General features: G+C 48.5%; 20 protein-coding genes and 1 pseudogene. 8 read left to right on the top strand and 13 right to left on the bottom strand.

The window, feature by feature from the left end; translation table 11 throughout:
• The 4 genes from RMO52_RS23155 to accD form a co-directional block, all read right to left on the bottom strand.
• Nucleotides 1-1,143: DNA double-strand break repair nuclease NurA (locus RMO52_RS23155; RefSeq protein WP_310419037.1), on the bottom strand; the 1,143-nt coding region annotated here is incomplete at its 3' end.
• Nucleotides 1,144-1,390: 247 nt separating this feature from the next.
• Nucleotides 1,391-1,723: a cytochrome c6 PetJ gene (petJ, locus tag RMO52_RS23150; RefSeq protein WP_309743338.1), complete on the bottom strand. Its 333-nt coding sequence runs from the start codon at nt 1,721-1,723 to the stop codon at nt 1,391-1,393.
• Nucleotides 1,724-1,974: 251 nt separating this feature from the next.
• Entirely contained in the window at nt 1,975-2,466 is a 492-nt protein-coding gene (gene psbV, locus RMO52_RS23145; protein ID WP_309743336.1) for a photosystem II cytochrome c-550, read from the bottom strand.
• A 276-nt stretch (nt 2,467-2,742) separates the two neighbouring features.
• Entirely contained in the window at nt 2,743-3,615 is an 873-nt protein-coding gene (accD, locus tag RMO52_RS23140) for an acetyl-CoA carboxylase, carboxyltransferase subunit beta (RefSeq protein WP_309745161.1), read from the bottom strand.
• Between the two features lie 31 nt (nt 3,616-3,646).
• Here accD and RMO52_RS23135 point away from each other — a divergent pair, with 31 nt between their 5' ends.
• From RMO52_RS23135 to RMO52_RS23115, 5 genes and pseudogenes are all read left to right on the top strand, one after another.
• Nucleotides 3,647-3,784, top strand: coding sequence for a hypothetical protein (locus RMO52_RS23135; RefSeq protein WP_309745159.1), 138 nt, complete (start codon nt 3,647-3,649; stop codon nt 3,782-3,784).
• An 88-nt stretch (nt 3,785-3,872) separates the two neighbouring features.
• The gene (locus RMO52_RS23130) at nt 3,873-4,286 is read left to right on the top strand and encodes a 4-Cys prefix domain-containing protein (RefSeq protein WP_310419033.1); all 414 of its coding nucleotides are present in this window, start codon (nt 3,873-3,875) and stop codon (nt 4,284-4,286) included.
• Nucleotides 4,287-4,304: 18 nt separating this feature from the next.
• A pseudogene (locus tag RMO52_RS23125) lies at nt 4,305-5,543 on the top strand (protein kinase); the annotation flags it as partial.
• A 23-nt stretch (nt 5,544-5,566) separates the two neighbouring features.
• Nucleotides 5,567-6,727 (top strand): aminotransferase class V-fold PLP-dependent enzyme, encoded by a 1,161-nt coding sequence (locus tag RMO52_RS23120; RefSeq protein WP_310419031.1) that lies wholly within the window; start codon nt 5,567-5,569, stop codon nt 6,725-6,727.
• Nucleotides 6,728-6,747: 20 nt separating this feature from the next.
• Nucleotides 6,748-7,854 (top strand): glycosyl transferase, encoded by a 1,107-nt coding sequence (locus tag RMO52_RS23115; protein ID WP_310419028.1) that lies wholly within the window; start codon nt 6,748-6,750, stop codon nt 7,852-7,854.
• Nucleotides 7,855-8,127: 273 nt separating this feature from the next.
• Here RMO52_RS23115 and cobA read toward each other — a convergent pair whose 3' ends face one another.
• Together cobA and RMO52_RS23105 are read right to left on the bottom strand one after the other, a co-directional pair.
• Complete coding sequence (gene cobA / locus RMO52_RS23110; protein ID WP_310419025.1) at nt 8,128-9,678, bottom strand: uroporphyrinogen-III C-methyltransferase; 1,551 nt, start codon at nt 9,676-9,678, stop codon at nt 8,128-8,130.
• A 106-nt stretch (nt 9,679-9,784) separates the two neighbouring features.
• Nucleotides 9,785-10,027, bottom strand: a complete 243-nt coding sequence (locus tag RMO52_RS23105; protein ID WP_310419022.1) for a hypothetical protein — start codon at nt 10,025-10,027, stop codon at nt 9,785-9,787.
• A gap of 201 nt (nt 10,028-10,228) precedes the next feature.
• On the opposite strand from RMO52_RS23105, the gene infB reads away from it, so the two are divergent.
• Nucleotides 10,229-13,309: a translation initiation factor IF-2 gene (infB, locus tag RMO52_RS23100; RefSeq protein ID WP_310419019.1), complete on the top strand. Its 3,081-nt coding sequence runs from the start codon at nt 10,229-10,231 to the stop codon at nt 13,307-13,309.
• A gap of 234 nt (nt 13,310-13,543) precedes the next feature.
• Here infB and RMO52_RS23095 read toward each other — a convergent pair whose 3' ends face one another.
• The 6 genes from RMO52_RS23095 to RMO52_RS23070 form a co-directional block, all read right to left on the bottom strand.
• Nucleotides 13,544-13,786, bottom strand: a complete 243-nt coding sequence (locus tag RMO52_RS23095; protein ID WP_309737990.1) for a NifU family protein — start codon at nt 13,784-13,786, stop codon at nt 13,544-13,546.
• A 258-nt stretch (nt 13,787-14,044) separates the two neighbouring features.
• Complete coding sequence (locus RMO52_RS23090) at nt 14,045-14,524, bottom strand: hypothetical protein (RefSeq protein WP_309737989.1); 480 nt, start codon at nt 14,522-14,524, stop codon at nt 14,045-14,047.
• 216 nt (nt 14,525-14,740) lie between these two features.
• Nucleotides 14,741-15,412, bottom strand: coding sequence for a DUF4033 domain-containing protein (locus RMO52_RS23085; RefSeq protein WP_310419016.1), 672 nt, complete (start codon nt 15,410-15,412; stop codon nt 14,741-14,743).
• Nucleotides 15,413-15,536: 124 nt separating this feature from the next.
• Nucleotides 15,537-15,689 (bottom strand): chlorophyll a/b-binding protein, encoded by a 153-nt coding sequence (locus RMO52_RS23080; RefSeq protein ID WP_309737987.1) that lies wholly within the window; start codon nt 15,687-15,689, stop codon nt 15,537-15,539.
• Between the two features lie 104 nt (nt 15,690-15,793).
• On the bottom strand, nt 15,794-15,946 hold the full coding sequence (locus tag RMO52_RS23075; protein WP_309737986.1) for a chlorophyll a/b-binding protein: 153 nt from the start codon (nt 15,944-15,946) through the stop codon (nt 15,794-15,796).
• Nucleotides 15,947-16,050: 104 nt separating this feature from the next.
• Complete coding sequence (locus RMO52_RS23070) at nt 16,051-16,200, bottom strand: chlorophyll a/b-binding protein (protein ID WP_309737985.1); 150 nt, start codon at nt 16,198-16,200, stop codon at nt 16,051-16,053.
• A 195-nt stretch (nt 16,201-16,395) separates the two neighbouring features.
• Between RMO52_RS23070 and RMO52_RS23065 the strand changes: the two genes are divergently transcribed.
• Complete coding sequence (locus tag RMO52_RS23065) at nt 16,396-19,683, top strand: glycoside hydrolase family 15 protein (RefSeq protein ID WP_310419011.1); 3,288 nt, start codon at nt 16,396-16,398, stop codon at nt 19,681-19,683.
• Nucleotides 19,684-20,083: 400 nt separating this feature from the next.
• Here the strand turns inward: RMO52_RS23065 and RMO52_RS23060 are convergent, their stop codons facing one another.
• Complete coding sequence (locus RMO52_RS23060; RefSeq protein ID WP_309737983.1) at nt 20,084-20,467, bottom strand: hypothetical protein; 384 nt, start codon at nt 20,465-20,467, stop codon at nt 20,084-20,086.
• Nucleotides 20,468-20,773: 306 nt separating this feature from the next.
• On the opposite strand from RMO52_RS23060, the gene RMO52_RS23055 reads away from it, so the two are divergent.
• Nucleotides 20,774-21,486 (top strand): GAF domain-containing protein (locus RMO52_RS23055; RefSeq protein ID WP_310419007.1); only part of this gene is annotated, 713 nt, incomplete at its 3' end.

Raw genomic sequence — 21,486 nt, 5'->3', positions numbered from 1 at the left:
GGCAAAAAAGCTCGATCGATCTGCACCTCTGACAACGGCTTGATTGTGCGCCTCAGCGAGGGCGACGGGGTAGCCATAACCCTTATTAACTTGAGCGATAATCAAACTCAACGCCATACTCGATAACGCCTCATCTTGAGCTACCCACGCGGGTACCTCCACGCGGGCGATTTCGGTACCGACATGCAGATAGCAAAAATAGATCTTGTGGCGATCGTCATACCAGTCTAAAATCTTGGCGGTACTCTGCCACCAACAGCTCCGTTGTCCGGGCAATAAGTGCGTATTCCACAAGGTAGTGTCTCGGACACCCTCAAACTGTTGACACGGGAGGCGAGTTTCGCCACCACAATGCGTCTGACAATCGGGGACATCATGGGGACAGGTAAGTAGGCGCAGCAGATTGAGATTGTCGATACTCCGCGACGAACTGAGATAACCGACGATCGGAATTCCCGCGACTCGCAACTGTTCCCAAGCCGCTAAAATTGGATTGAGGATCTGTTCGCGCGCATCGGTGGGTAATTGCTCCAAAAACCAGTAGACGAGCGAACCATCTACCATCGCTAAGGTCGGCACGCGCGGCTGTGGCGGGGCGGTAATGCTATCTGGCTTATCATCAAAGCCAAAGGGTGGATTGACCCAGTTACAGCCCAATTCTGCGAGGACTGTGGCTTCGGAAACCGCTCGCCGATAACCCAACCATTCTTCGGTACTAATCCCCCACTGACGGGAGATATACAAATCTTCTTGCTGATAAAAAACTTCGGGGATGCTATCGAGGAGGGGATGTAGATTTTGCCCGTAATGAATCATCACCCTCCCGACGTTGATTAGATAGCAGTAGGCGATTTCATGATGGCTGGGCGCGATTTGGGAGCCATCCGTAGCGAGGACGGTTTGCTGCGCTGGCGGTGCGGCAATATCGATACAAGTATCGAGCAGTTCGACGGGAATTGAAGTGTTAAAAAACAGTCGATTGCTCCACTGTTTGTGGATTTCGGCTAGCTCTACTTGTCGCTCGATGGCTTGCTGGAGCGATGATGTCGCCAATTTTAGCCGTTGCTGATTGGCGGTATTTTCCCGCACCAGATGTTGTCCGATCCCAGGTAATTGTTTCGCAACCTTATTAATATCTAGCATTGATGACGAGTGGGGAGTTGGGGAGATAGAAAGTTGTCAATTCGGGCGCGTATTACTCCTGACGACTTTCTGCCCTAAAGCCTAAAGCCTAACCCCTTCCTAAAACAAGTGACTGGCAATCGCCGAGCTGCGATAGAGAATAACTTATCACATAAGCAACTTCTCGATCGACCTTCAGCAACTACCAGCCACTAATATTGATGTCACCTAACTAATCGTCAGTCATGGTTGAGACACCAATCAAAAACTACCAACCTTTTTCGGATTGCGCTAAGACATAGGTAGCAACGTCTTCGATTTGAGCAGCACTGAGTCTACCACCAAAAGCAGGCATTGCATTTTTGCCTTTAGTTACCTGAGTGGTAATCGCAGCAACGGTGTTCATTCCGTAAGTCGCGAGGGCTTCTTTTTTCAGGTTCTTGTTTGCCATGATGACATTGTTGCCACCAGCATGACAAGCCGCACAATTGGCACTAAAAATTTTGGCACCGTTAGCTACCTCAGCAGCCGACGCCGGACTAGTAAATGCGATTGTAAATAGAGCGATCGCTACTGTGAAAATCGAAATCAGCTTTTTCAAAACGGTTCTCCTTCGATCTAAAATTAAGAAACATATACTACCAATCACCCATTGTACCCAATTTTTTGGGGGTACGATCGGTAAAAGTACCTATTTTGTATTGAAACTTTAACAATTTGGGGTTTGGGTACTCTTGTCATGCCTACTGTCAAGCGCCAGCGGGAGCGACAGTAGGAGCAACTAGCGACCGGAGACGATCGAAATGATGATTATCGCTTCAACCATCTTCAAAATCCCGATCCGAGCGGGGATTATCTGACTGTTTTACCGCCACCCCACTGCTCGCCGAGAATTTTGGGCTGCATGAGGATGTGTCCGGCGATCGCATACATGTCATCTTCGGATAGATTCTTCATTTCGGTGAAGATATCGGCACTATCCATACTCGGGTGCAACTCGGCAATTAGAGTTTCGCCGTCGTAGGTAGTTGGATGGTGCATGTAATCTACTAACGCTACAATATTGTCTCGCGCTGGTGTCGCTCCGGATAAGTCCACAGGACTTAAACCTACGTTAAAGTCAGTTTTGGTGACGCCGCCAGCATGACATTGAGCGCAAGTCGAGGCAAACAGTTGTCTGCCTTGGTTGACTTGTTTGAGATTGAGCGTGGCAGTTTCACCGTCTGGATTCAATTTGACTGTGCGCGTTGCTGCATCGAGTTCGATGGCGTTAGCACTGGTAACTAAGGTTTGGAATGCAAACAATATGGTTGCCACCGCCAGCAACAGGAATCGCTTGAACATGGTTCTCCCTCGAAAAGATAACTTTAAATTAGATGATAATTACACAACACAGCTAAACTCAAGACCGAAGCCACAGCTATCTTATATTACCTATATCATCTCATTATCTAGACCACAGGATCTCAATATTTCCTCATAAAGTAAATAAAAATTTACAATTAGTGGATAGTGGATAGTGGATAGTGAAAGACGAGAACGCTTGCATTCTCAAACCCAAAAATCGATTCTTTCCGCTCCCAAACTATCCACTATCCACTATTCACTATTCACTATCCACTATCCCTGATGCAATCTCACCAACTGAGCAACAGTCCGCTTAAGTTGCGTGCGGGGGACGATTTTGTCAATGAATCCCTTTTGGAAATAGTACTCGGATGTCTGGAAGTCGTCGGGCAACTTTTCGCGGAGGGTTTGTTCGATTACGCGTCTACCTGCGAAACAGATCGTGGCTTTTGGTTCGGCGAGAATAATATCGCCTAACATGGCAAAACTGGCAATCACACCGCCTGTAGTGGGGTGAGTGAGGATGGGGAGATACAGCAATCGGGCTTCCCGGTGGCGTTCGAGTGCGCCGGAGATTTTAGCCATCTGCATCAGACTGAGCATTCCTTCCTGCATTCTGGCACCACCAGAGGCACAGACGATCGCGACAGGGATACTATGAGCAGTAGCATACTCGATCGCGCGGGTGAGCTTTTCACCAACGACAGAACCCATGCTCCCACCCATAAACTGAAAATCCATCACTCCTAATGCCAGGGGCGATCCTTCAATTTTGCCAAACCCAGTCAGGACGGCATCCGTCAATCCAGTTTTGTGCTGGGTGTCTCGCAATTTATCGCTGTAGGCTTTGAGATCCTTGAACTTCAGGGGATCGGTAGGCTGAATCTGTTCGTCTAGTGGCACCCAGGTATCGGCGTCGATCAATTGGGCGATGCGTTCGTGACAGGAGACGCGTTTGTGGTGCCCGCACTCTAGGCAAACCATCTGATTGGCGGTGAGATCTTTGGTATAGGCGAGTGCATTGCAATCTTCGCATTTCGTCCATAGCCCATCAGCAATTTCCCGCTCCTGTTGTTGCTGAATGCTGGGGCTGGTTTTCTGACGATTGGCAAACCAATCAAAGAGGGATGATGTGATTTGGGGCATATGGTAGCGATCGGTAAATAATAAATACACAATGCCAGTATATTATCTCGCGTTTGGGGGCGGTTGCGCCGCCGATGTCCGATCGAGCGGTAATGGTAATGCCAAAATTGAGGGCGGCGCTGGATATTTTGGTGATGTAAGCTTCTCGGTAGGAACATCGTCAAGCTAACTTCTACTCAACTGCCAAAATTCTCGATCGATTAGCCGATTCGCTGACGATTTTCCGTGTAGCATTAGGCTAAAATTCAGCTAGTGCATTGTCATCCATTACAGTCATGAGCTATTGCCTCAATCCCAATTGCCCTCAGCCACAGAATCATCATGAGGAGAAGATTTGCAAAGCTTGTGGTAGTCAGTTACTTTTGAAAGATCGCTACCGAGCCATCAGCTTTCTCGATAGTGGTGGTATGAGTCGAAATTTTTTGGCACTCGATACAGACATGCCACAAGAAAAACGCTGCGTAGTCAAGCAGTTTTTCCCAGCACCGCAGGTATTAGATGATGTCGAAGCCTTTGAAAAATCGATCGAGCTGTTTCAGCGGGAAGGGGCGCAATTGGACAGGCTAGGTGCTGATTCAACCCAAATTCCGCAATTATTTGCCTATTTAGAGCAAGAACGGCGATTTTACCTGATTCAAGAATTTATTGATGGGCAAAATCTCCTTAAATAACTAGATAAAAATGGGGCGTATTCACCAGAAAAAATTCGGAAGTTATTAGACGATCTACTACCAATCTTAAAATACGTTCACGATAGTGGTGTAATTCATCGGGATATCAAGCCTGAGAATATTATGCGGCGCAATACTGGTGAATTAGTCTTAATTGATTTTGGGATGTCCAAGCATCTCAATAGTACGGTGATGTCGCGGGGAACTACTGGCGGGACTATGGGTTATGCGCCGCCCGAACAAATTCGGGCAGGGGTAGCTTATCCGGCTAGTGATATTTATGCTCTCGGTGCTACCTGCATTCATTTACTCACCGATATTACGCCCGATCGACTGTATGATTTTATGATTAATAAGTGGACTTGGCGACAGGAATTAGCCGCTCAAGAACGCGAAATCGACGAGCAATTGGCGAACGCAATCGATCGGATGTTGATGAATGAAGTTCAGGATCGCCATCAATCGATTTCCTGTATTATTGCCGCCTTAGCATCGCCGCCTGTGAATAATTGGCGATTGAAAGCGATCGTTACTGGATCGATTTTAGCGGTACTCTCGACCGGATTAGTCGCTTATGCCAATAAAGATCGGATCGAATGTGATTACCTCAACGGTCAAAATCAACTTTGTCCGCCCAAAGCTTTACCAAAGCTCAGCTACCAGACGCCTCAAAAAATTGGTAATGTGACTTATTATCCCTTCATACCCGTCGCAGATAGTCAGGGTAAATCGGCAGAGATTAACATGGCAATCCTCAGCGATGAATATGAGTGGCAAATGGGTTCGGATACTCAAGTCAGGCTCAATGGTCGAGAAGAATCTATTCCCATCTCGGTGCTAAAAAATAAGTTAGAACAAAAAGACAACAGCACAAAAAAACGAAGTATTTTTGAAATCATGGAAAATCCCAACCGAATTATCGCGTTAGGAATGGCATCCTGTGAAGGCTCGCCTATCGAAGAAGAAGCTCGATCGCTCAATCGTGCCAGAACGATTCAAACACAAATTGTCAAGCCAATCTTTGATGTGAAGGAATATCCAGTGATTAGTTTGGGTCAGTTCAAAACGGGAACTTGTCAACGCAATGCCGGGAATTCAATCCAGCGCAAATTGATTATCGTTGGGATGCGAAAACAAAGTCCTGGTCTAGAAGAAAAAGAAGTACTGTATAAACGACTCGGCAAAACAATCAAACAGATCCAGCTTGCAAATTATTCTCAAGGTGCAGCCGATAAGTTTGTACTCAGCGATCGATAATAACTCCTTTTCCCCACACATTAATGCCAATGAATTATCGCCAGCAATTTCCTGCTTTAGCTAATAAAGCTTACTTCAACTATGGCGGGCAAGGGCCGATGCCGCAAGCTGCCCTCGGCGCGATTGTAGCCGCCTACGAGCGGATTCAGACTCAGGGGCCATTTGGATTCAAAACTAGCGAATTGGTGGGGCGAGAGTCAAATTTGACCCGGCAGGCGATCGCTTCCGAGCTGGGAGTAACCGCAGAATCGATCGCCTTGACTGAAAATGTGACGGCGGGGTGTAATATTGCCTTGTGGGGTCTCAATTGGCAACCTGGCGATCGCATTCTCATTTCAGACTGCGAGCATCCGGGAGTGATTGCGAGTATCAAGGAAATCTGTCGCCGTTTTCAGGTGGAGATCGATGTATTCCCACTCATGGCTACGCTCGATAATGGCGATCCTGTGACTGTAGTGACAGCGCACTTACAACCGCAAACGCGGTTGGTTGTCCTCAGTCATGTCCTGTGGAACACCGGACAAGTATTACCCCTAGCGGAAATCGCGGCTGGGATCCGCCAGTATTCGCCAGGAAATCGATCGATCCGAATTTTGGTAGATGCCGCCCAATCAGTCGGTTTATTGCCGTTAAATTTAGCCCAATTGGGAATCGATTTTTATGCCTTCACCGGACACAAGTGGTGGTGTGGGCCGGAAGGTGTCGGCGGGCTGTATATTCATCCCGATGCGCTAGCTAGTCTCGATCCGACCTTTATCGGGTGGCGGAGTCTCGACTACAGTAAATCAGATCTACCTTTAGTTAGAGATGCGCGGCGGTATGAGGTAGCGACATCAGCTTATCCCTTATATGCGGGATTGCGTGCGGCAATTGCGACACATCAAAGTTGGGGGAGTGCCGCAGATCGTGCTAGCAAAATCGTCAGCTTAGCTACTTATCTGTGGGAAAATTTACAGCAAGTCGCAGGGATTAGCTGTCTCAACCAGACGGCACCGCAGTCGGGTTTAGTATCTTTTCAAGTACGGTCGGCAGATCGTGCTAAGTTAGTCAAAGATTTGGAAGATCGACATTTTTATCTACGGACGATCGTCGATCCCGATTGTATTCGTGCTTGTACGCATTACTTTACTACTACTGCCGAAATAGATGAATTAATTCAATGTTTGCGCGAGCTAATAAGTTAATCAATATCAGAGCCGATCCTATGTCAACGCCGACGATTTATATTACCATCACCGCACATGGTTTCGGTCATGCCGCGCGAACTGCCTCGATCGCGGGACACCTCCAAAAGCTACTACCGACCGTAAAGTTAATTATGGTAACTACGGCTCCTAAATGGTTGTTGGCATGTTACATCGATGGTGATTTTATTTATCGTCAGCGAGGGTTTGATGTCGGCGTAGTCCAGGCAGATAGTCTGAAAATGGATCTAGATGCTACCTTATCCAAGTGGCAACAGATTATTACAGCTAAAGATGAAATTATCGCTGAAGAAGTAGCATATTGCCAAGAACAAGGCGTAAATTTAGTATTCGGCGATGCCCCACCATTAGCCACTTTAATTGCTGAAAAATTAGGTGTGCCCTGTTGGATGTCTGGTAACTTTGGGTGGGATTTTATCTATCGGGATTGGGGGAGAGAATTTACGGCAATTGCCGACTGGATTGGCGATTGTTACGGACGATGCGACAGGCTTTTTCGCGTTCCATTACACGAATCGATGGCGCGGTTCCCAGTCATTGAAGATGTCGGCTTAACTGGCGGCGATCCAAAATATCCCGTGGATTTCATCCGCGATAAGTTTGATATTCAGCCAGCCAAACAAACAATTTTACTCACATTTGGTGGATTGAGTCTCGATGCCATTCCTTATCAAAATATCGATCGATTCCCCGATTATCGATTTATCACCCTCGATGCTCATGCGCCAGATCTGCCGAACTTAGTCAAAGTTTTAGATCGTGCCTATCGTCCGGTTGATTTTATGCCTTTGTGCGATCGAGTCCTCTCCAAGCCGGGATATTCGACTTATGCAGAAGCCTTAAAACTGCAAATACCGATTATCTCCCTCACGCGTTCTGGCTTTGCCGAATCGGAAATTATCCTCAATGGGATGCAGGATTTTGGATACCATCAAGTAATTAGCCCCGACCAGTTTTTTGCAGACAATTGGGACTTCTTAAATTTACCACTACAGCCACCGCGATCGAGTCAAAAATTAGCCGTCGATGGCAATCAATCGATCGCACATTCGATTTTAGATTATTTAGGGGTTAACCTTAGCACCGCTTTTCAAACATCCTCTTAAATCGATCGCACTTCAACAAATTTTAGCTAAGTAGCTAGGTGAAATTAAATGTAAAATGCCAGCCCCTTGCCCTCACCCCCAACCCCTCTGTCTTGTCGTTTTTTTATTCGGGGGGAACCCCCGAATAAAAACGCCGCTCCCAAGCTTGGGAGCGATTCGCGCTCGTCGGGTTCCCCGACGGTTCAGCGAATCAGGACAGAGGGGAGCCAGAGCCGAAGGCGAGGGCGGGGTGAGGGCGATTTAGGCATTATCATTTTAATTATGTCCAGCTACTTATGACGATCGATCCAAATAATCGCGCTCGATCGCGGCAATCAATCCTGGTAGAGTATATTCAGTTGCTTCGATATCTACCTTCCCCAATAACGAACGACAGTTAGCCGAAGTCTGCGGGCCGATCGAGGCGATCGTCACATTCGATTGCCAGTCAGATGTTAGACTAGTGCCGATCAGTTGGCAAAAGTGTGTGACGGTTTTGGCACTGGCAAAAGTAATAATATCTACTTGTCGATTCTCAAGTGCCGCCAAAATGTCTGGATCGAGCGCCAGCGGACATTGGGATTGATATGCGGGGACTTCGATGACTGTCGCACCTAAGCTGGTAAATTCTTGGACTAGCATTTCGCGTCCGCCAGTTTCTACTCGGGGAAATAAAATCCGTTGGTTGGCGGGAGAAATCGGGAAATTGCTTACCAAAGCATCAGCGATAAAATCGGGCGGAATAAAGTCTGCCGTAATTCCATATTGTTGCAGCGATCGAGCCGTTTTTTGACCGACGACGGCGACTTTGATGCCAGCTAATGCGCGACTATCTTTCCCCGCATGTTGGAGGCGTCCGAAGAAGGCATCGACGCCATTACTAGAAGTCAGGATCAGCCAATCAAAATCGCTCAATCTGCCAATCTCCAGATCGAGATCCTGCCAGCTCGATGGGGGTACGATTTCTAAGGTCGGCATCTCTAGCACCCGTGCGCCACGCGATCGTAACATTTGACTAAATTCATAATTTTGGCCGCTAGCGCGGGTCACGAGGACAGATTTGCCCGCGATCGCGGCAGATTTGCTCGCATCCCGATTGCCAAAATCTCGGCTCACTGGCGAGGTGGACACTTCACAGTTGAGATACTCGCGCAATCTCACCACTTGTCCGACGATAATTACTGCTGGCGAGAGTTCGCTATCCCCTGTTTCGGTGAGGATCTGACCGAGATCGGAAACCCAGATCTGTTGCTGTGGCGTTCCCGCCCACCGGACGATCGCGATCGGGGTATCGATCGCCCGATCGTGTTTTAATAGCTGTGTGACTACTTCGGGTAATTGCCTAGCTCCCATCAAAATGACGATCGTCGGCATCCGTGCCAAAGCATCCCAATCGAGATCGTCGGGGAGATGAGCGGTAACGACCGCAAATCCGCGACTCAGTACTGGGTCGGTCAGAGGAATCCCCGCCAGCAACGGTGCCACTAGAGCGGTCGATAATCCCGGTACCACTTCAAAGTCACAGTTACTCGCCATCAGCGCATCGATTTCGGCGGTGACTCGTCCAAAAATAAACGGGTCGCCACTTTTGAGCCGCACTACCAGCCGTCCGGTTTGGGCGTGGGCGACCAATAATCGATCGATCTGGGATTGCGGCATACTCGGTTGTCCGCCCCGCTTGCCGACATCGACTAATTCACAAGCCGCTGGGACTAAATCGAGAATGCCACGATCTACCAAAGCATCATAAATTAGCACTTCCGCCTGGGTGAGAAGCTGTTGCGCCCGAATGGTGAGATAAGAGATATCTCCCGGCCCTGCACCCACAATATATACTTTGCTCATCGAAAATCACGTAATTTAACGATCGATCGCCAAGACGCTGTTGTCTGCGACCTTTGAACTTGGAGCGATCTCTCTGGGACTAGACATCGCTCCTGATTTAATCCGGCTACCGAATAGCATCTAGCGATCCCCAAGCGGACAAACCTATCACAGTATCACAAATTGTCGATCGGACTCGCCGATCGAACCAAATTGGTGTAAGAATATAATATGATTCCTCAGCGATCGTCCGGTATTGCCGCAGACATCGATAAGCATTGGGTAACACCAGCTTGCCACCAGCGGCGACCCCGACTGGAGCGGCACCAGGAGACAGCGATGCTCCTCGGGAAAGAGGCTTTGCCAACAAGTCGATCGACAACAGTTGGAGTCAGTCACCAGCATTAAGTAGCCTCGCTACCATGCCCAGCAACCACTACCAGGTAATAGCTTTCATTATATATACTTAGTTCTCTAACCCAAACATTAACATTGTGTAGATAAATATATGGTCTTGCCAACAAGTCATAATCTAGACGCTCGATCGGTTTCATAAATAGGAACATAGTGGATGAACAACGGCAAAGTCAGAATTTACGAATTGTCAAAGGAATTGAATTTGGAAAATAAGGATTTATTGGGAATTTGCGAGGGCTTAAATATTGTAGTTAAAAGCCACAGTAGCAGTATCTCAGAATCCGAAGCAGAGCAGATCGTCAAAGCCGCTAACGAAAAATTTCCCGATCGTCACAACAAGCCAGCCCGTCAGATCGCGACTGATAAGGGTGAAGCTCCAGCCGCGCCGAAAAGCGATGTTCCCAAGTCACCAGCCCCAAATCCAGCGATGACCGCAGCGAACACCCCACGACCCACCGAACCCAAAGCTCGAATTTTGCAGATCGAACACAAAAGCGACCAGACTAAGCCATCCTTGATGCCGCAGCCGCCAGTAACGGCGCAGCAACCACCATTACGTCCCGCAACCCCCCAAGCTCCCAGTGTCAGCCGTCCCGTCGTACGACCGACAACTGCTAGTGAGGGGACTGCACCCGTAGTTCGCCGTGCTGAGTCCACTGCTGAGGGCAGCCCTAACCGAGCCGTCAGAGCGACCACCCCCGTCCAGCCACCAGCACCAAAACCGCAACTGTCAGGCCCCCCAGCACGTCCCGGTCTGGCCGATAGCTCGATCGATCGATCGGGTGAGGTCGCCAACATAGATAGTATGGCTGCACCTGCAAGTCGCGCCGCCGCGCCTAGTAAACCTATCCCTAAATCCCAACTAGTCAAGAACGAGCCGAGCAATCGGCCCGCTGTTGGTGCGCCCCAAAGCCCCGGTACTGGCGTAGTCCGCCGTCCGGTAGCCAAATCTGAGAATGCGCCACCACCGCTCAATCGTCCGCCAACCCGGATCGTCCAAATCAAGCCTCAAGGTAGCGGCCCCACCCGACCGGGTGCGCCTAGTAAAGACGGTGCGGCGACTGATAAAGACGACGCAACACCAACGACCATCGATCTCGAACTCAAGCGGCCACCCCTGCGGAAACCAGTAAACAAGGGCAAAGGCTGGAGTAAAGAAGAAGAAGAAATCGAGACTGCTAAGGCGAAAGTTCCTGCCAAAGGCAAACGGGTCAAAACAGTCGTCATCGATGAGGATGATGAAGATGACGATCTCGATGGTAACGATAACTCTAACGAGACGATCGTCAGCCTGTCGATCGCCAGACCTGCTAAGCAGAAAATCGGCACTGGCGGCGGCATCCGACCCGCAGCCGTTCCGGCTCAGCGCAAAAAGCCCGTGATGAAAGGCGATCAGCAAGCCAAAGAACGCGGTAATAATAATAAGCGCGAACAGAAAAATACTGTTGAAAAGCCCGAATCGATTACGCTCATGGGTAGTATTACCGTGCGCGATTTAGCCGAAATGCTGATGGTACCAGAAACCGAAATCGTCAAGCAGCTCTTCTTTAAAGGAATTGCAATTAGCGTGACGCAGATCCTCGACGTGGGTACCGCCACGATGGTCGCCCAAGAAATGGACGTAGCGGTAATTACGGGTGTCGAACAAGCAGAGGCAACCAAAGTTACCGAAATGCTCGACATTGAAGACTTTGACTCACTCCAACGTCGTCCGCCTGTGGTCACGATTATGGGTCACGTCGATCATGGTAAAACCACGCTGCTCGATGCGATTCGATCGACCAAAGTCGCTCAGGGCGAAGCTGGTGGGATCACTCAACATATCGGTGCCTACCACGTAGATATGGATCGTGAAGGTCAAGTCGAGCAAGTAGTTTTCCTCGATACTCCGGGTCACGAAGCCTTTACCGCCATGCGGGCACGGGGTGCGCGCGTCACAGACATCGCGATCCTCGTCGTCGCGGCCGATGATGGTGTCCGTCCTCAAACTATCGAAGCGATCCGTCACGCCCAAGCAGCCGAAGTCCCGATCATTGTCGCGATCAACAAAATCGACAAACCTGGTGCCAACCCCGCACGAGTCAAACAGGAATTGATCGCCTTCAATCTCCAAGCAGAAGATCTCGGTGGCGACACGATCATGGTCGAAGTCAGCGCCCTCAAAGGCGAGAACCTCGATACATTGCTAGAAATGATTCTGCTCGTGGCAGACGTCGAAGATCTCCAAGCCAATCCCGATCGCTCTGCTCGTGGTACGGTCATTGAAGCCCACCTCGACAAAGCTAAAGGCCCAGTTGCCACCCTACTGGTGCAAAACGGTACCTTACGCGGCGGTGAAACCCTCGTTGCCGGACACGTCTTTGGTAAAGTTCGGGCGATGGTAGATGACAGGCTCGCCCGCGTGGAAGCGGCTGGCCCATCCTTTGCCGTCGAAGTCCTCGGCTTGAGCGATGTACCGCAAGCAGGTGATGAGTTTGAAGTCTTCCCTGAAAAAGAAGCTCGCGCCATTGCCGATGTCCGTTCTGCCGAACGCCGTCAATCGCGACTCCAGCAGATGATGGCTTCCCGCCGGGTCACTCTCAATAGTTTGTCAGCCAAGGCACAGGAAGGAGAACTCAAAGAACTCAACCTGATCCTCAAAGCCGACGTCCAAGGTTCCGTCGAAGCAATTCTCGGTTCCCTGCGCCAGCTACCGCAAAATGAAGTCCAGGTGCGCGTCCTCCTTTCCGCCGCAGGTGAAATCACCGAAACTGATGTCGATCTAGCCGCAGCCAGTGGTGCCGTAATTATCGGCTTCAACACCACCCTCGCCAGTGGTGCCCGTTCTGCCTCGGATGATGCTGGTGTTGATGTGCGTGAATACAACATCATCTATGCCCTTCTGAGCGATATTCAAGGCGCGATGGAAGGACTCCTCGACCCCGAACAAGTCGAAGAACCCCTCGGTCAAGTCGAAGTTCGGGCGGTGTTCCAAGCCGGACGGGGCAACATTGCCGGATGTTATGTTCTCTCTGGTAAAGCTCTCCGCAACTGTAGCATTCGCGTCCTCCGGAAGAATCAGTTGGTCTACGATGGCACGCTTGACTCTCTCAAACGGATTAAAGATGACGTGCGCGAAGTCAATGCTGGGTTTGAATGCGGTATCCGTTTAGATAAGTTCAATGACTGGCAAGAAGGCGACATTATCGAAACCTTCCAAATGGTCAGCAAACGTCGGACGCTATCGCCTGTATAGACGATCGCCATAATTGAACTCAAAAACCCAACTTCGCTCAGAAGTTGGGTTTCTTATTGATATCGCTTGAATTAAATCCTCAACCCCGATCGAATGGTGAGTCCAGTAATAGCTGATTTTAGAAATTGCAAGGGCGGGCACCGATCGTCACGATCTAGGTCGGATGGTTCTCTCGGCAACCAAGCTTGGCGGTTTGAGTCCCCTTACTTTTTAAAAACCTGACTTTCAACTGACTTAAAATACTTGTTCGACGCCAGAGATTTCGGGAATCATGTCGCATAGTTTGCGCTCGATCCCCATTTTGAGTGTCATTGTCGAACTCGGGCACGAACCGCACGCACCTTGAAGACGTAGTTTGACGATCGGGCCGTCTATATCTACTAATTCTACGTTACCACCATCAGCCATCAGGTAAGGGCGGAGGGTATCGAGGACGGTTTCGACGTTAGCAGGATTGAGTGTTAAAGCTTCAGACATAGTTTACTAAACCAAATTGAGCACAATCGACGATGGTATCGACTTCATCTCGATCGTAACCGATCCAGTCAATTATTTCCGCATTGTTTGGGACGGATCTCTCTATCTTTGAGTAGAGAGGGGAGTTGGGAGCTGGGAGTTGGGAGTTGGGGGACTGGGGGACTGGAGAGAGAATCTAAACCCATTACCCTTTACCTTTTACCTTTTACCTCTTACCTATCCCCAATTCCCTATTCCCTATCCCCCATTCCCTATTCCCTAATTCCGTTCGACAAAGGCAAACTTGCGACCTTGTTGTTCGAGATCTGTCAGGATGCGATCGTAGGCTTCGAGATCCCAGAGTGCCCACTTAGCAGTAGCTTGGGAATCTTTGCCCGCTAAAACCTGCGGATTGGTGGCGACAAACTCCTTGAGACTATGAACGGTTTGTCGGGCAACGGTTGGTTCGTGCCAGCGGGTTTGAGCGGATAGTGCGGCGATTTCGGCACGCATTGCTGAAGCGAGCACGGCATTACCTTCGGCTTCGGCTTCTTGAAGTAACAAGCGGTAGCCCTTGGTGTCTTTGTATATAAAGTCCTCGATTTTGGCTACTCCCAATTTTTGGGTAATTCGATCGAGTTGTCTGAGTAACTGGGGTACTGTAGTGCCGTAGACTAATCCTTGCGCTTGAGTATCCATCGTCGCAGGAATCGGCGCAATTTTGCCATGTTCGAGTTCGATTGTCAGCCAGTATGCCATGAACGTCTCTAATTGCTGTTGCTATCTAATTAGGGTACCCAGAGTGATTGCTCAATCGATCGTGTCTTCTCGATCTACACCAATGTGGCAATAGATCTGGTATGAGGCAGAATATTACCGACGGCAAGTTCGATTTGTTGGTTCCAGGTGCCAAGCTATCGCCTATTCTAATTTTAGTAGAGTGTCTGAAAATTGAAATCATCCGTAAGAAGGATGTTACTTAGGGTAAGCCAATTGCGGACAAGCGATGGCTGTAATTTTGGCAGTAGGACATTGCAGAGCCAAACACGGCTGAGTGTAGTCCGGATCTACCGCAGGAGCCAGGGGTGTCTGTCCGAAAATCATCTGACAACTGAGATCGGCAAAGTTGGGGGTCATCGTCAGGGGAATGCCAAATTTCTCAGTAAAAAAAGCTTGGGTAGGCACTTTGCACATATTTACGCACATGCCGACACAACCACTCTCAGCCAGATAACGACATTTTTCGATCTGGACTGCGGAGGGTTGCGATCGTACCGTACCATCGGCTAATTTTAGATCGGCTGTAGCCACCGTACAAGGCCCGACTAGCCACTCAAACATTTTGGCGGCAAACCAAGCGTTTAAGACGCACACTAGCCGCGTAGGGGCAAATAGAGTGCGAATCAGCCACAATACTGGTGCCGGGACTAATGACTGCAATACCTTGGCAACGATAACTTGCTGCTGCTGGGGATTGCGTCCGTGCATGATTTGTTTCGAGAGATCGACAAAGCCACCATAGCCGCTGACAGTAGTGCCTGCGCCTAGAGCTTGCCCCATCTTGTGGGTAAATAGCCAGATAAATAGTCGATCGAGGATATTATCGTCATATTCATCTTTGACAATCGGCGCGCCGGGAAGGGACATAGCTAGATTTAGATTGGTACTTTATCGCTGTGTTTATGTGGATCTTAATTGGTTGGTGGCGATCGCGGACAAAAAAAACTGGGTGATACCCAGCTTTCTTTGAGACTGATTAATACCGTAGCGACTACATTAATCCCAAGAAATGCAGTGTACCTTGTCCGGTAACTAGTTCGGTAACGAGAGCAGCAACGAAACCAATCATTGCTAGGCGTCCGTTCAATAATTCTGCTGAAGGGGTAAAGCCAAATTGGGCTTCTTCTTGCTTTTTAGCTTGCATAGTTCTGACTCCAGTAGGGGTGAATATTTATAATTGCGCGTGTAGACTGACGTAACGAATAAATTGGAGAACTGCAAGTCTGCGGACGATATTCGTAGCTAGAATTACATTAATCCCAGGAAGTGTAAAGTACCTTGTCCGGTAACAAACTCAGTGATGAGAGCAGCTACAAAGCCAATCATCGCTAGGCGTCCGTTCAAAAGTTCTGCTGAAGGAGTAAAACCAAATTGGGCTTCTTCTTGTTTTTTAGCTTGCATAGTTCTGACTCCAGTGGTGATGAATATCTATAATTGCGAGTGTCAACCGATGTAACGAATAAATTCGAGAGCTGCAAGCCTTTGGCTAGTGTTGGTAGCTAAAGTTACATTAATCCCAGGAAGTGTAAGGTACCTTGTCCGGTAACTAACTCAGTGATGAGGGCAGCTACAAAGCCAATCATCGCTAGGCGTCCGTTCAAAAGTTCTGCTGAAGGAGTAAAACCAAATTGTGGCTCTTCTTTTTTAGCTTGCATGATTTTTACTCTGGTAGTGTAAAGATTTGTTCGTATCTATATTAAATAATGTAACGAATAAATGTACATATGGCAAGTCTTTATGGAAAGTTTATTCCGCGCGGGTGACACCAATGAGTGTGAGGGAATGTCCATCAGGACTTAGAATAGAGGCTAGCAGCGGATAAATCGCCATCATCACACACAACTCACATCATGAATCGTTCTGGACAACTCGATCGTTACTACCACCAAATTCAATCGATTATCCTCAGCCGCCAAAATCCGATTACGGGGTTATTTCCAGCAAGTACGGCGATTACGGCGCATGGAGACTATACCGATGCGTGGGTACGAGATAATGTTTACACAATTTTAGCGGTGTGGGGATTGGCGTTGGCGTATCGCAAAGTAGATGCACCGCCAGGACGATTATTTGAATTGGAGCAGAGCGTTATTAAATTGATGCGCGGGCTGTTATTTTGTATGCTGCGCCAAGCGGACAAGGTAGAGCGGTTCAAGCAGACGCAATCGCCATCAGATGCGCTGCACGCTAAGTATAGTACCCATACGGGGGATGTCGTCGTCGGTGACGATGAGTGGGGACATCTGCAATTAGATGCAACTTCGCTATTTGTGTTGATTTTGGCGCAGATGACGGCATCGGGGTTGCCTGCGATCTATACGCTCGATGAGGTCAATTTCGTTCAAAATTTGGTTTACTATATCGGGCGGACTTATCGGACGCCGGATTTTGGACTGTGGGAGCGTGGGGATAAGATCAATCACGGTAGCGTGGAATTAAATGCGAGTTCGATCGGGATGGCTAAAGCCGCACTGGAGGCAATTAATGGTTTAGACTTATTTGGCGCGCGGGGTTCGCAGGCATCGGTAATTCATGTCTTGCCTGATGAGATCGCGCGCGCGCGGTTAACGTTAGCTTCTCTATTGCCCAGGGAATCGAGTTCCAAGGAGACAGATGCCGCGCTGTTAAGTATTATCGGGTTTCCAGCGTTTGCCGTGACAGATCCGCAATTAGTAGCGCGGACGCGGGATAAAATCGTCGAAAAGCTAGTGGGGAAATATGGCTGTAAACGCTTCTTACGCGACGGACATCAGACGGTACTAGAAGATACTACCCGCCTGCATTACGAGCCAGAAGAACTGCTTAAGTTCGAGGGAATCGAGTGTGAATGGCCGTTATTTTTCACTTATCTATATTTGGATGCCTTATTTAGCGGCGATGCTGTCAGTATTGAGAAGTATCGCAATTTATTGGCTGATGTCGCTGTGGATGTCGAGGGGACGCAATTATTACCAGAATTATATTACGTGCCCAAGTCCCAAATTGCTGCCGAACGATCGCAGCCGCATTCGCAACCGCGATTACCGAATGAAAATCTGCCCTTAGTGTGGGCGCAAAGTTTGTACTTTCTGGGCGAGTTACTACACGATCGATTTTTAGCACCTGGAGATCTCGATCCTTTGGGTAGACATCTGCAAATTGGTAACAAAAGACGGCGGACAGTTCAGATTGCCCTAATTGCTGAAGATGCCGATCTACAATCACAATTAGCTGACTATGGAATTGCGACTCAAATCTCCGCCCAAATCCAACCGATTCAAGTCCGACAATCGACAGAATTAGCCGCAGCTTACGCCCAAATCGGTCGCAATGATAAGCTAAATCTCACAGGTCGTCCAGTGCGCCGCTTGCGAAGTTTGACTACTTCGCGGATCTTTAATATCTGTGGGGAAACGATCGTCTTTTTACCTGCATTTTTAGATCGCCAACAGTTTTATCTCACTTTTGATTATCACTTTCTCATTTCGCAAATCAAGGCTGAAATTGCTTATATTAGCGAACAGTGGACGCAATTGGGGCGGCCAACGCTAACTTTATTATTGACTAAATCTTTATTGCAAGAAGGTCAAGATGAATTTCAAGGCCAACAATTTGCTTCGCCCTTACTAGAATTAATTGCTGAATTTAAACAAGGTAAATGTAATACCGTGCCGATCCGATTGGGATATCTCAATCAATTGAAACTCACTGCTGGGGTCGAGCGGATCGATAGCTTACACGAGTTTAAATTCAAGGAAACTTATGTCGATCCCTCATTACCCCAACATTATTATCTAGCTTATGCTGCCGATCGCAATCAACCCTTAACTAATAATCAGGAATTTTTATTAGAAGCAGAAACCAACATCACTAGCCTCTTGCAGCAGTTAAGAGGTTCGGATAATCTCTACCAACAGATCGAACTATTACACACCTTAACCAAGCTCAAGAAACTCGACTTCAATACCGGATTTGGAGGGCCAAAAGTTAAAGTCACCGTCGCCGATCTGTTAAATGAAGTCTACTTCAAAGCCGGAAACTTTAGCAATCGTCCCCACTGGGCGATCGTCCGATATGCTGCGGGCTTACTAGATAAGGTCGAAATTAGCTTGTCCGACGCCGTAACTGATATTTTAATCGGCGGTAAGCAGCTTACAGTCGGGATGGCTTATAGTGAAGCTGCCTCGATCGATCGACCGATGTCCCACACCGAGATCGTCGAAAAAATTGATGAATTCTGTCGAGAAGACACTCGCGATCGCGTATTGACTCAAGAAATTATTATTTATTTAGGCTTATTAATTAAATCTGAACCAACTTTAGTTAAAGGCTTACTTACCCTCAGAGTTGGCTATCTAATTTTATTACTAACCAGCGAACTAGCGATCGAATTGGGAAGTACTCAAGATGCTGCTTACGAAAAACTCATGGAACTCAGCCCCTTTGAAATTCAAACCCGGTTGCATCAAGTATTGACCGATTATCAAGGCTTGGGTAATACCGTTTTTCAGCAAGAATCATTGCATCTCAATCAATCTCAAAATCAAATTGCCTGGATGCCCAATGCCGTCGATGCTCTTGCAAATAGCGCTCCTACTGTCGCAATCGATTGGCGATATCAACGTCGTAAAGACGGCACGATCGCGCGAGTCGAGCAAGATTTTTATCCCAGCGTCTGGCGATTACTCGAACATTGTAAAGGTGTGACGATCGGCGATAAATTAGAGAAACGCAATCGTCTAGACAGCGATGTCATCTTATCAGAAATGACTCCTGGTGAAAAGAATTTTGCCTTGAGAATCGAACACTTACTAAATAAGATTGTCGCCCCAGAATATCGCCAATTAAATATCGAAGCGCTCATGGCATTAGCCGCCTTATCCGAACGCAACCCAGATCTAGAAATTGCCGAATATATCGTGCTGGATGTCTTAATCGGTCATGCCGTTCGCTTGGCTTGGTTGGATGTCGAACTACCCAAACCCACGATCGACAGGTTCGATCGATCGGCATTCGAGCCAGCTAATTACGAGCGATTTAAATCATTTGCGTGGAGTAACTTCTATCAAAGTTCGCCCCATATCTGTGGCAATTACATTGTTAAATCGCTGCAATTCTTGAGTCAGTTAGCGGCTGAACCTCTCAAGAGCGAATCATAATCTTTTACAGAACCCATTTGAGATCTTTTCAGTTTGAACCGATTGACTCCAGAATTGGTGCGTTATGCTGTCTTGTCTCGCTGCTTGGTGCGCTAAACCCTCTCCTTTGGAGACGCTGCGCGAACGGGGAACCCGAGGAGCGCGCATCCGCAAACCGTCGGGGAACAAAGGCGTGCGCGAGCCGCTGGCGCAGTAACGCACCCTACTGTCAACTTATCGCTCTGGTGTAGGGTGTGTTGTCTTGACGCACACAACCTGGAGGAAACCTCCAGGTCGATGCGTCGCTATCGCCCTTGGCGTAACGCACCATCATGAATCTCAAAGATCCCAAATGGATTCTATAGCCACCAAGCTCCCACGGCGATTACCCGATCGCCGTAAGTCGCCGCTATAGAGCATTCTAGCGAGGTAAACGATCGGCAGGATTATCGACATCTACTTGGACATTTTGTTTAAACTTGACGGGAGGCATATTAATGCCAGTAGGACTGTCATTGCTACCATTGATTTGCTGAGTGCTCTGACGACGTTGGGTGGCACGTTCGGTACCGCCGACGGTAGATTGGACATTGGTCGTACTGACGGTATTGCCGACACAGCCGCCAGTCGAACCTTGAGTGACATTATTCGTGCGATCTGTAGGCTGCCCAGAACCACCGATCGTCATTTGAATATTCGTATCATTCATGACGCATTGGGCACTAACTTGACGTACGGGGAATGCAGCCACAGCAGACAAAGTAGCTAAAGCGAGGAAACAACCAGGGAAGAATGCGGATTTCATAGTTTTTCGCGGTAAGTAATCTTGGCTACTACTACAGGTCGATTGGTGATGATTCCGCAAGTTTGCCCAGGGCAATTTGGCACGCCAGATGGCAATCTCATTTTTAAATGTTGCTCTAGAGTGCTGACGTGGGAATTTTAGATATAGACATCTATCCTCAGACATTTACTTATTCCCATTGCGGGCAATTGTCCCATGCTCAATTCCGACCAAGACCTAAACTCCAAATCACACCACCAAGCTAGGTCTCGATCCCGGCACTCTGCACCGCTGGGGAGTCAGTTGAGCATCGAGCAATTGCCAGCGATGCCGATATTTAATGAAGCCACAGCCTTGGCGGTACGGACGATCGTGGCACCTGTAGCTATTCTCACCGCGATCGCGGGAGCTAGCTACCAAATTGCGTCTATTTCCGGTCTAGAGCAACTTTCAGCTTTACCCGCTCGACCCAATTTAGCTCTAGAATTAGCTGGGCTAGAATACTGTCACGATCGGGCGATCGACAGTCCGAACTGCTCGATCGTCACAAATTTTCGAGATCGTCCGCAATTAGTGCAATCTGCCCTATTGCGGGTACATCGCATCCAGGCAACCTTGGGCGTACCGATTACCACTGCTGCTGGCGATAAGTTGGGGACGCTATCGATTTTTGATTTTAAACCGCGCCAATTTAGCGATCGCGAAATCGATCTCCTCCACCTTGTCAGTCGTCTCGTCGCCAGCGAATTCGAGCGGAAGTTATTAAGTCAAGCACAATTAAATAATTGGGTGGGCGATCTCCAGTATCGCGTGACCCCAGGATTTGACGATCTGCGCGCCGCCGCCGTATTTGTCGAACACAAAGTTTCTACAAACACCATAATTGATCCTTTACGACTTAACGCGATCGATCCAGCAGTTGCCGATCCCTCAGCCGCGTCCGCAGTTGCAGGTCAAATTCAGTCGCAATTACTGACTCATCTAGCCCAAGAACTGCGGACGCCACTCACCTCCGTCCTGGGAATGGCTAGCGTCTTACA

It is taken from the genome of Chamaesiphon sp. OTE_8_metabat_110 (assembly GCF_031382685.1).
Classification (GTDB): domain Bacteria; phylum Cyanobacteriota; class Cyanobacteriia; order Cyanobacteriales; family Chamaesiphonaceae; genus Chamaesiphon.
This window is presented reverse-complemented; position numbering and strand designations above follow the sequence as displayed.